The following is an 11,106-nucleotide window of genomic DNA, read 5'->3' on the forward strand; positions in this document are numbered from 1 at the left end:
AGAACCCGCCCTGGAGGAAAATGTTTACCTGATGCGAAATAACGATCTGCCGGCCGGCGTTGCCCTCACTGGAGGTGCACGTATGACCCTGCAGATGGAGAAGGTAGCCGGTTCGGCATCGAAGGCGGCAGGTGGCACGTTCGCCGCCCTGCGGGTGCCGAACTTCCGGCTCTTCCTCGGCGGCCAGATCGTTTCGCTCTGCGGGACATGGATGCAGACCATCGCCCTCGGCTGGCTGGTCCTCTCGCTCGGCGCCTCCGGCACGGCGCTCGGCCTCGTCACCGCCGCCCAGTTCCTGCCGGTGCTGTTCTTCGGGCCCTACGGCGGTCTGCTCGCCGACCGGACGGACCGGCGCCGCCTGCTGATCTGCACGCAGGTGGGTTCCGGGCTCGCCGCGCTGGCTCTGGGCATCCTCGACCTCACCGGTACGGCCCAGCTCTGGATGGTCGGGGTGGCCGCCGCACTCATCGGCCTGTGCAACGCCGTCGACAACCCGGCCCGGCAGAGCTTTGTCCAGGAGATGGTCGGGCCGGAGCACCTTCCGAACGCGGTCACCCTGAACTCGGTCGCGATAAACGCGGCGCGCATCGTCGGCCCGGCGATCGCCGGCGTCGTCATCGTGCTCGCGGGCACCGCCGGCTGTTTCCTCATCAACGCGGCCTCCTTCGGCGCGGTCCTGTTCGCCCTGCACCGCCTGGACATCTCAGCGCTGTACGATCATCCGCCGATACACCGGGCGCCGGGGCAGCTGCGGGCCGGCTTCGCCTACGTGCGCCGCACGCCGGCGCTGCGCGTACCGTTGGTCATGATGGTGGTGATCGGCACGCTGTCCTACGAGTTCCAGGTCGTGCTGCCGCTCCTGGCCCGGGAGACCTTCGGGGGCACCGCGGCCACGTACAGCCTGATGACCTCGGCCATGGGAGCGGGCGCGGTCGTCGGCGGCCTGCTGGTCGCCCGCCGCCGCCGGATCGGGCCCCGGGCCCTGAGCCTGACCGCGATGACCTTCGGTCTCATCCTGCTGCTCGCCGCCGCCGCGCCGACGCTGCCGCTCGAGATCGCGACGATGGTGCTGCTGGGCGCGACGAGCGTCGCCTTCATCTCGACCGGGAACGCCACGGTCCAGCTCTCGGCCGACCCGGCGATGCGCGGGCGGGTGATGGCGCTGTGGTCGGTCGCGTTCCTCGGCACGACGCCGGTCGGCGGCCCGATCGCCGGCTGGGTCGCCCAGGCCTTCGGCGCGCGCGCTGGGTTGCTCCTGGCCGCGGGCGCGGCCATCGGCGCGGCGTTGTACGCCTTCGGCTCCCTTCGGACCAAGACCGTGAAGGGCAAGACCGTGCAGGGCACACGTCCGGACCCGGGTCGGCTCAGTCCGATCCGGCCGCGGGTGCCGCCTCGGCGGGGCTGACGGCCGCCCGGCCGAGGTCGGGGAGTGTGTGCAGCTCATGGGTCTGCCCACGATGAGCCTGGACCGCGTTGGAGTGATAGCTCTCGGCGACAGCAAGGAAGTCGGGCTCGTGGTAACGGCGGCCGTCGACGGTGGGACCGAGGTGCCCCTCCATAATGGCCTCCACATCCTCACCGGTGATCGTCTTGTGGGTCTCCAGTGCGTGGGTGAGGGCCAGGATCTCCCGCCGGTTCGCGGCGAGCACCTTCTCGGTACGGGCGTAGAGCTCCCGAAGTTTGCCCTCGACCTGCTCGCCGAACGGCCGGTCGGCGTCGATGGAGGCGTTACCCATCTCCTGTTCCAGCATGGACAGGCGCGAGGCCAGAGTCTCCCCCATCGCCGCCGAGGAGATGAAGTTGGCCACGAGCAGGGTCGCGCTGCGCAGGTCGCCGCCGACACCGACGGTGTTGTCCCCCTCGAAGAACATCCGTTCGCCGACGAGCGAGGCGAGGGAGACCATCACCTGCACCTCGATCTCGGACTTCCACATGAACATGCGGTCCTCGACCGCGACGTGCGCCACGAACCCGCCGACGCCGCCGCGGCGTTCGATGGTGGCGAGGTCGATCACCCGCCCGCGCTGCATCCGGTAGGCGACGACGGCGTGGCACGCCTCGTGCAGGGCGATGCTGTGCCGCTCCCGGTCGATGTGCTCGTGGTCGTCGGCGAGGCCGTATTCCTTGATCACCCTGGCCTGGAGCATGTCCTGCCAGGTGATGACCTCCCGGCCGTCCTTCACCGCCTGGACCAGAGCCTCGTTGACGGTGTCCTTGATGGTCGCCCCGGTGGCCTCCGGGCTCATGATGGCCAGCCGGTCGATCTGATCCGGCGTGAGCTCGTGGCACACCTTCGACAGATAGCCCTCGAAGGTGCGGATCCGGCCCTCCTTACTGGGATAGCCCACCTTGTACTGCCGGTCGATGCGGCCGGGGCGCAGCAGTGCCTCGTCGAGCGACTGCGGCATGTTCGTCGCCATCATGACGAGGATGCGGTACTTGGGCGGTGGCTTGGGCCGCATGCCCAACGTCCGGCGCACCACCCGGTTGAGGAAGCCCCGCGGCTTCTTCAGGCCGGACATCTCGGTGAGCAGCGCCTGCAGGGTGCCGTCGAAACCACCGCCCCCGCCCCCGCCCACCACAAACTGCTCACGGGTGATCTCCGCGCGGGCCGCCCCGCTCAGGTAGGACAGGCCGTTGCACAGGTCCCCCGGAGCGGCCTCGCCCACCGATCCGGGGAACCCCGAACGGGCGAACCACGACCGGGCGCCGGTTCCGGCCCCGCGGCCGAATCCCCCGGCGAGCTGACCCCGGCTCCCCAGCGTGTCGGCCTCGTCGAAGAAGACGATCACCCCGCCATAACGCAGGGAGAGCTTGCGCAGCTTGCGGAACAGCGATTTCACCTTGAGGATGCCGACCCCAATGAACATCGCCTGGAAGGCACCCGGGTCGACGAACACAAAGGGCTTCCCGGTCTCTCCCGCGACCGCCTCGGCGATGAGCGTCTTGCCGGTGCCCGGCGGCCCCCAGAGCAGGATGCCGCCGGGAACATGACCACCCCGGCTCTCGATCTCCTCCGGCCGTTCCAGGTAGAAAACGTTCTCCTTCACCCGGCTGACGACGTGGTCCTGCCCCCACACGTCGGCGAAGCGGGTGGTGATGTCCTCGGGGAAGTAGACGTCGACGCCGCCCTTGGACAGGAACCAGAACATCACGACGAACTGGCCGACGACGAGGACCATGAGCAGGACGATCTGCAGAACCGCCGGGATGGCCTTCCAGACGGCGCCGGGGGCGTTCACCATCGCGTCGAAGACCGAGGTGTCGGCCAGGCGGGCGTAGACGAACAGGACGAGCGCGGCCCCGACGATCCACTTCAGCGCACGGCTGACCCGGTACCGGTTCCAGTCGTTGAGCCGCAGGAGCCGACGCTCGGCCTGCCCGAAGACCCGATCGGTCCAGAAGACGTAGTAGCCCGACCACCGTTCGCCCAGGAACATGTGGAGCTGGTGCACCAGTTCCACGCCCAGCAGGGCCAGGATCCACCAACTGTTCCTGGCCTGGATGCGGATCGAGTCGGCCCACGTCATCAACGGGTTGCCGGACACGTCGGCCGCCACGACGAAGACGAAGACCGCCCCGAGCAGGAGCAGGAACTTCACCCGGTCCCAGAAGGCGAGGGGACGGCGGCGTGGCTTGCCGGCGGTCACGCTCGCCGGTTCCGCCTCCGTATCCGTGCCACCGGGGCCGGGACCGGCCGGACCGGCGGCATTCGGCTTCGGGTCCCCGCCGTCGGCGGTCCCACCTGCCTGGTCTCTCACGCCCATGGCTACTGACCTCGGTCCGTCGGCTCGATCGTGAAGGACTTGGCGACATCGCCGATCTGCTGACCATGCGTGGCGTAACACAGCGACGAACACGCGAGGATCAGCTGGTAGAGCACTCGCTGACCATTGTCGAGCAGGCTCGTCTGATCAATAGTGACCAGTCCGGCCTGGGTCTGCACCTGGTAAACGAGGTGCACCCCGTGCACACCGTCCTTCTTGTGCACAACCTCGTCCGCGAGTAGCAGGAAGTTCGGCGTCAGCCGCGCACCGTAGGGGTTCTGCCGCACGGCCTGCTCCTGCGCGGCCACCGCGTCGTCGACGGAGAGGACGAAGTTGCGCAGATCGTTGGTGGAGACCGCGTTGGCCTCCTCCGGGAGCAGGTGGCGAACCTGGACGAACCCCTTCGGCTGCGTTGCGTCCGGCACGAGGAGCCGGGTGTTGTCGAACCGCTGGGCCGCGTCGATGCCGACGACCCATTCCCGCGGTATGAGACCGCGCAGCATCTCGGGGCTGACGTTGCGAGCGTCGATCCCGAAAAGCGCAGGCCCGGGCATCTCCTGGTGATTCCACCCGGTCGGGACGCGCACAAACGCGCCGTCCTTCTTGTTGGTTACGTATTCGTAACTCGGCGAGCCGCAGGCAGCGGCGGCGAGGAACACCGAGACGATTACGCTGAGCATCAGCAGGGTGCCAGGGGCGGACTTTCGGCGCGGACGTGTCATCCGACGTCGAGCCTCCACGGCGAACCTCCAGCTTCGCGAGGTTGAACACATGGTGCGGCGCCGGGCCATGGTCCTTTGCTTTCCTTCGAAAAGTGTGACTCAGGACGGGGTCGACATACGCAACCTTCGCTAAAAAGAGAGAAAGTACATACCCTCCGCTGTCGAATGCTCCGGGTGCCCGACGCCGCCCCGGCACACCGAACCCCGACTCGGTGACCGCAGGAGTCAAGGCGGTCACAATAAGTCATGATCCGCCTGCTGGGCAACACGAACGCCGACATCGAGGTGGACGCCGCTGCCCGGCCTCGGATCGGCCTGTGCGGCATACCCCGATCCCCCGCTGGTCGAACCAACGTCCCCGGCATGCCGCACGCCTCCTCCAGGTCGGGCCCCAGGCCGGGCCCCGGGTCGGGTGAAACACCATCCCGGGTGAGGCACCCTGGCCGCACTCGGGCGGTGCGGCCAGGGTCGGGCCGAACGCGGCATCCCAGGCACACTGTCGGTATAGCGCACTATCGGCATGGTCGTAAGGTTCCCGCGCTTCGTCCCGCGCGGCGGCACCTCATCGGCGGACTGACGGTGGTCGCGGTGTTCGTCCTGGTGGGGCTGGCCGCCTGAAACCCGGTCGCGGCCCTGCCAGCGCTCGCCGCGATCATCATACTCGGCGTGATCGACTGGGTCGTCGTGACGGCCTCCCCCACCTCCGGCGACCTGCCCTCCGGACCTGCCGCCTTCGCCGGGGACGAACCTGGCTGGGAGGGCGGGATGGACACACCGACGCAGGTACTGCCGAGGCTGACCTTCGGATATGCGCGGGCGTCGGCGCGTGGCGAGGAGTACGCGGAGCCGGACCAGGACGCGGTGCACACCATGGCGATCGACATGCGCGGCTACCTCGACGAGGCGGGTCCGGGCCGGATGGGCTGAGCGGACCCGGTCCCCGCCCGCGCCCGCGCCAGGAGGCCGAGCACGGCCGACGTCGCCGCGCGCGCCGCCGCGGCCTCCCGCTCACCATCCGTACCCCCCTCGCCGGCACCCTCGCCCTCGCCGGCACCCTCGCCTTCGCCATCCTCACCGTGGGCACCGCCCGCGTTCCGGCCGGCGGCCAGACCGACCAGGAACGCGGTGAGTGGCGCCGCGGGACGCGCGACCCCGTGGGCGACGTCGCGCGCGAGATCGAGGACGGCGCCCACGTCGATCCGTGCCGCGTCGAGGCCGAGCTCGGCGCAGACGTCCGACACCCACTGCGCCAGGACGTCCCGCTCCAGGAGGTTCTTGTCCAGGACGTTCTTGTCCAGGACGTTGCCGGCACCCGAGCCGACAGCTGCGGCGGGCAGCGGGCGATGACGTCCGGCCTCCGGGGGCGGCGGGCCCACCGAAGCCCGATGCTCGGACCGCGACTGGTGCTCAGGCTGCTGGTCATCGGCGGAGGTCATAGGTCCATCGTGCCGGGCCGGGCCACGCTCGCCCACCGCGGCCCAGCGGCGGGCCCGCGCCACATCCGCCGGTTCGTCGCAGTCGAGGCAGGTCTGGGCGGCCGCCTGGACCGCGGTCACCGGACGGTCGGCGAACAGGTCGCGCACCGGGCGCCCGATCGGATCCGCGGGTAGCGCCGCCCACAACGAGGCCGTCCGCCACACCGCGGCCAGAAACTGCCGGCGGCCGTCCGGGTCGACCAGCAGCGCGGCCTGCGCCGCGGGATCCTCGACCCCGCGGCGCAGCAGCGCGATCTCCCGGCCGGTCAGGAACGGCAGGTCGGCGGCGAGGACGGCGACGAACGGTGTGGTGATCTCGACAAGGCCGGCGGCGATCGCCGCGACCGGTCCCCCGCCGGGCGGATCCTCCCGACACCAGCGCACCCGATCAGGCGGAACCGGATCGACGGCCAGGTCGCGCCGGGGACCGACGATGACCACCCGTTCGGCGTCCGGCACCGCGGACAGCACCCGGTCGAGCAGAGTGGAACCGCCGACCAGCACCGCCGTCTTGTCCCGGCCGCCGAGCCGGCGCGCCCCACCCCCGGCCAGCACCAGGGCACTCCAACCCACGGGGGCACCGGCATGCGACCCGGACCGGGCCACCGTCATCCGCCGATCGCGGACATCGGCCGGTCCGGCTGCCGAAAGGTCGGTTCGTCGATGCCGTGCCCCGCCTTCTTGCCCCGCACGGCCGCCCGCCACAGAGCCGCGAGCCGCTCGTCGTCCGCGCCGGCACGCATGGGGGTCCGCAGATCGCTCTCCCGCCGGGCGAACAGACAGTCACGCACCTGGCCGTCGGCGGTCAGCCGGACCCGGTCACAGGCCGCGCAGAACGGCACCGACACCGAGGCGATCACCCCCACCCGCCCAGGCCCACCGTTCACCTCGAACAGCTCGGCGGGCGCACTGCCGCGGCCTGGCAGCGGCGTGAGGGTGAACTCCGCCCGCAGGCAGGCAAGAATCTCGCCGGCCGTCACCATCGTGTCCCGACGCCACGCGTGCTGCGCGTCCAGCGGCATCTGCTCGATGAATCGCAGCTCGTAGCCCTCCCGCAGACACCAGCGCAGCAACCGGGGGGCTTCGTCGTCGTTGACGCCCCGGGCGAGGACGCTGTTGACCTTGACCGGGGTGAGCCCGCTCGCGGCGGCGGCGGACAGTCCGGCCAGCACGTCGCCGAGCCGCTCCCGGTGGGTGATCCGGACGAACCGGTCCGCGTCCAGCGTGTCCAGGGAGACGTTGATCCGGTCCAGACCGGCGGCCCGCAGCGGGCCCGCCAGGCGGGTCAGGATCAGGCCGTTCGTGGTGACGGACAGTTCGGGCCGCGGCCGCAGGGCCGCGAGCCGCGCCACCAGCTCCACCAGACCCGGACGCAGCGTGGGCTCACCGCCGGTAAGGCGGACCTCGGTCACGCCGAGCCGTCCAACCGCGACGCCGACCAGCCGGACTACCTCGTCGTCGGTCAGCATCCGCTCGCCGGGGAGCCACGCGAGCCCCTCGGCCGGCATGCAATAGGTACACCGGAGGTTGCAGCGGTCCGTCAACGACACCCGCAGGTCCGTCGCGATGCGACCATGGGTGTCAGTGAGGCTCGTTCCTCCAGGGTAAGAGCCGTTCGTCTGAGTCGCGGCTCGTCCCGAGCCGGGCCACGCGGCGGCGGGCTCACCGGCGGGACGCGATCGGGACGAAGAGGCCACGACGTGGGCAGTCGGACCGTGGCCGCCCCGATCGCCTGCGAGACTACGACTCGTGCGGTCGACGGACGTCCGCGGTCGCTGGGCAGCGGTTCGGCCCACGACACCGCGGCGGCACCGGCGGCAGGGCCGGCAGGGTCGGCAGGGTCAGAACATCGGTAGGGGAGGGCTCGGCGATGCAGGTCTTCGGGGTTGACGTCGGCGGAAGCGGGATCAAGGGCGCTCCGGTCAACGTCGAGGACGGGTCGCTGGCCGCGCCCAGGTTCCGGCTGGCGACTCCGCAGCCGGCCGAGCCCGCCGCAGTGGCCGCGACCGTGGCGGAGGTGGTCAGCCGCTTCGGCTGGTCGGGACCGGTGGGAGCCACCCTCCCCGCAGTGGTCAAGAACGGGGTGGCGCTCACGGCGGCGAACATCGCCCCGTCCTGGATCGACACCGATGTGGTCTCCCTGTTCGCCGAGGCGCTGAGCGGGTCGGCCGCCGCGACGGGCCCGGTGGACATCACCGTGGTGAACGACGCGGACGCGGCGGGCATCGGCGAGATGGCCTTCGGCGCCGGGCGCGACACCACCGGCCTGGTCGTCGTGACGACGTTCGGAACCGGGATCGGTACCGCGCTGTTCCTCCACGGCCAGCTCGTGCCCAACACCGAACTCGGCCACCTGGAGATCTCCGGACACGACGCGGAGACCAGGGCGTCCGATGCGGCCCGGGAACGCGAGGGCCTCTCCTGGGAGAAGTGGGCCAAGCGGGTGACCAGGTACCTCAACACCCTCGAGGCGCTGCTCTGGCCCGACCTCATCATCATCGGTGGTGGGGTGAGCAAGAGAGCGGACAAATACCTCGACCAGCTCGAGGTGCGTACCCGAGTGGTCCCCGCGCAGCTCCAGAACGAGGCGGGCATTGTCGGCGCCGCCATCTCCGGCCTGGTCGACCAGAACCGGCCCCGACCGGCTGCCCGGCCCGCCCGCCGCCGAGGTCCCGCGACCCGCCCCCCGGGCGGCAGGCGACCATAATCCACCGGTCGCGAGTCCACTCGTCCCGGATCCGGACGTTCCAGATCCGGACGTTGCGGATCCGGACGTTGCGGGACTGCCCGAACAGGCCCAACACGGTCAGACTGTGCGTGTCGCCCGCCGCCACGCCCGCGACCGACGCCATCAATGGCAGGCTGTCAGCTACCGGGATGCACAGGCTGAAGGCGGGTTGACGCATCATGTTGACATCCGCTCCCAGGCGCGTCCGGCGCAACGGTCCGCCCGCCGCGGCACGGCGACAAGCGGTACGGCTTCGACGGAGGAGGAGGCGCCATGCGCGAGCTGCGGGCGGTCGCACTCAGCGAGGACGGCGGCTACCTCGTGCTCACCGACGCGAACGGCAGGACGGACGGCGAGCAGTTCCGGGTGCCCGTGGACGACCGGCTGCGCGCGGCCCTGCGCGGTGTGCGTCGTAGCGAGGTGCGTACCGAGAGCGCGCTTACCCCACGGGAGATCCAGGCCAGGCTGCGCGCCGGGGAGACCGCGGCGGAGGTGGCCAGGGCCGCCGGGATCCCGGTGGAACGGGTGGATCGCTATGAGGGTCCCGTCCTCGCCGAACGTGCCAGGGTCGTGCAGGAGGCGCGGGCCGCGCTGCTCCCCAAGGATCCGGGGGGCGTGCCGGGACGGCCGTTGGGCGAGGCCGTCGACGCGCGGCTGATGGGAGCCCAGGACAATCCGGCCGCGGCGCAGTGGGACGCGTGGCGCCGCGTCGACGGCATCTGGCTCGTCCAGCTCACCTCGGAAAGCCGCTGCGCCCGCTGGACGTGGGATCCGGTGGTGCGCCGGGTGCGCCCGCATGACGACGCGGCCCGCACCCTCGTGGCGCCGGAGACGGCGGAGCAGCCGGCGCCGGTGCCCGCACCGTCATCTCTACCGTCATCCGTACCATCATCGTCGGCGGCGCTGCGGGCGGCGGGACCGGCGCTCACCCTTGTGCACGACCAGGGCATCCCCGCCATTCCGGTCAATCCCGCCATTCCGGTCCAGCCGATGGTCGCCGCGGTGCCGGAACCGGGCCCGCCGCCGGGAACACCGGCTCCGCAGCACAGCCTCCCCGAGCGGCAATACCCTCTGCCCGCGGCGCTGCCCTCCCACCCGGCCGCGTCGTATCCCGGGGACACCGCGGGCGGTGGAATCGCGCCCGAGTCGCCCGCCCGTCCGGAGGCGATCCAGGCGGCCGAACCGCAACCCGTGGTCGCGGACACCCGATCCGTGACCCCATGGTCCGTACCTGCCCGGTCCGCGGACCCCACGGCCCCGGGAGACCCGCGGTCGGCGGAGCGGAAGGCCGCCCGGGCCGAGGACGCCGAGTCCCTGGACCGTCCCGTCCGGCCCGAACCGATCCGCGGCGAGGTCTCTCGCCGGACGGCCGCGACGGGGCGAGGCGTTCCCGGCGGCCGCCCCAGGGTGGGGTCCGCGTCCGGGACCGGGCGATCAGGAGTGAATTCCCGGGCGGCCGTCGCGCCGGCCGGTCCGCAGCCCGTGACATCCGCCACGTCTCCCACCGGGACAGCCGCCAAGCCGTCGGTCCCGGGCTCGGCGCAGGTACCTCCCGTCGCCGCCGTGGAGCGGGGCGGGACAGCCCCCGCCGAACCGGAGCCGTCAGCCCCAGCCGCCGGTACAGCAGCGCGATCCGCTCCCGCCGAACCGGCCGCGGCAGCGGGCACCGATGCCGCCGCAGCCGCCGTGACCTCGGCACCAGCCGCCCGCGCCGCCGGATCCGGCACAGGTTCCACGCCCGGGGCGCGCCGCACGGCGGCTCGGCGGGAAGCCTCCGCCAAGGCTCCCTCCGCGCAGACGGAGGAGGCGGCGCCGGACGGGACCGACGAGACGACCGTAGACACATCGAACGCCTCCGCTGCGTCACGGGCACGTCCGAGTAACACCACCCGTGGGAGCGAACGTCCGGCAGGCGGTCGACGCGGACGCAAGTCAGTGCCAGCATGGGACGACATCGTCTTCGGCGCCCGACGTCCCTGATCAGACGACCGGGCGCCCGGGACGGGTACCCGTCCGTGGTATGGAGGACCACGGACACCACGCCGCTCTGGATGCAACGACGCCGCGAGAGCCGGCTGTGAGTAAACCGTCACATGGTCAGCTGGAACGTCTGACCGCCTAACACAGTTGGAGTAGATGTGACAGGGACTACCACTAAGCCGACGCTGACCAATCTTGATCGTTGCGACCGGTGCGGTGCCCAGGCCTACGTGCGGGTCGTGCTGCCCGGGGGCGGCGATCTCCTGTTCTGCCGACACCACGCGAAGTCGCACGACTCGAAGCTGCGTGAGATGGCTGTTGAGTATCACGACGAGACCGACAAACTCAGCGTGTCCTGAGCTCGGCCGCCCAGGCACACCAAAAGGGACACATCGCGGGCTAGGGCCTGTTTGGGAAGTTTATCGGGGCAGCCA

At 71.2% G+C, this 11,106-nt stretch carries 9 protein-coding genes; 5 read left to right on the top strand and 4 right to left on the bottom strand.

What is annotated here, in order from left to right; translation table 11 throughout:
• Positions 1-94: 94 nt before the first annotated feature.
• The gene (locus tag AC08OQ_RS12225) at positions 95-1,405 is read left to right on the top strand and encodes an MFS transporter (protein ID WP_476612055.1); all 1,311 of its coding nucleotides are present in this window, start codon (positions 95-97) and stop codon (positions 1,403-1,405) included.
• On the opposite strand, the gene AC08OQ_RS12230 is transcribed toward AC08OQ_RS12225, so the two are convergent.
• Positions 1,365-3,767, bottom strand: coding sequence for an AAA family ATPase (locus tag AC08OQ_RS12230; RefSeq protein WP_476605312.1), 2,403 nt, complete (start codon positions 3,765-3,767; stop codon positions 1,365-1,367). The two genes, AC08OQ_RS12225 and AC08OQ_RS12230, sit on opposite strands and share 41 nt — an antisense overlap.
• A 2-nt stretch (positions 3,768-3,769) precedes the next feature.
• Entirely contained in the window at positions 3,770-4,489 is a 720-nt protein-coding gene (locus AC08OQ_RS12235) for a hypothetical protein (protein WP_476601137.1), read from the bottom strand.
• Between the two features lie 666 nt (positions 4,490-5,155).
• On the opposite strand from AC08OQ_RS12235, the gene AC08OQ_RS12240 reads away from it, so the two are divergent.
• On the top strand, positions 5,156-5,416 hold the full coding sequence (locus tag AC08OQ_RS12240) for a hypothetical protein (RefSeq protein ID WP_476601135.1): 261 nt from the start codon (positions 5,156-5,158) through the stop codon (positions 5,414-5,416).
• On the opposite strand, the gene AC08OQ_RS12245 is transcribed toward AC08OQ_RS12240, so the two are convergent.
• Together AC08OQ_RS12245 and moaA are read right to left on the bottom strand one after the other, a co-directional pair.
• Positions 5,380-6,576: an NTP transferase domain-containing protein gene (locus AC08OQ_RS12245; RefSeq protein WP_476605311.1), complete on the bottom strand. Its 1,197-nt coding sequence runs from the start codon at positions 6,574-6,576 to the stop codon at positions 5,380-5,382. The two genes, AC08OQ_RS12240 and AC08OQ_RS12245, sit on opposite strands and share 37 nt — an antisense overlap.
• Positions 6,573-7,514 (bottom strand): GTP 3',8-cyclase MoaA, encoded by a 942-nt coding sequence (gene moaA, locus AC08OQ_RS12250; RefSeq protein WP_476612054.1) that lies wholly within the window; start codon positions 7,512-7,514, stop codon positions 6,573-6,575. Before moaA ends, AC08OQ_RS12245 begins: the two co-directional genes overlap by 4 nt.
• A 320-nt stretch (positions 7,515-7,834) precedes the next feature.
• Between moaA and ppgK the strand changes: the two genes are divergently transcribed.
• The 3 genes from ppgK (at position 7,835) to AC08OQ_RS12265 (ending at position 11,031) form a co-directional block, all read left to right on the top strand.
• Complete coding sequence (gene ppgK / locus AC08OQ_RS12255; protein ID WP_462188331.1) at positions 7,835-8,671, top strand: polyphosphate--glucose phosphotransferase; 837 nt, start codon at positions 7,835-7,837, stop codon at positions 8,669-8,671.
• Positions 8,672-8,965: 294 nt separating this feature from the next.
• Positions 8,966-10,672, top strand: a complete 1,707-nt coding sequence (sepH, locus tag AC08OQ_RS12260; RefSeq protein WP_476605310.1) for a septation protein SepH — start codon at positions 8,966-8,968, stop codon at positions 10,670-10,672.
• Positions 10,673-10,830: 158 nt separating this feature from the next.
• On the top strand, positions 10,831-11,031 hold the full coding sequence (locus AC08OQ_RS12265; RefSeq protein ID WP_009742431.1) for a DUF7455 domain-containing protein: 201 nt from the start codon (positions 10,831-10,833) through the stop codon (positions 11,029-11,031).
• Positions 11,032-11,106: the final 75 nt, after the last annotated feature.

Source organism: Frankia sp. CcCS3 (genome assembly GCF_977927575.1).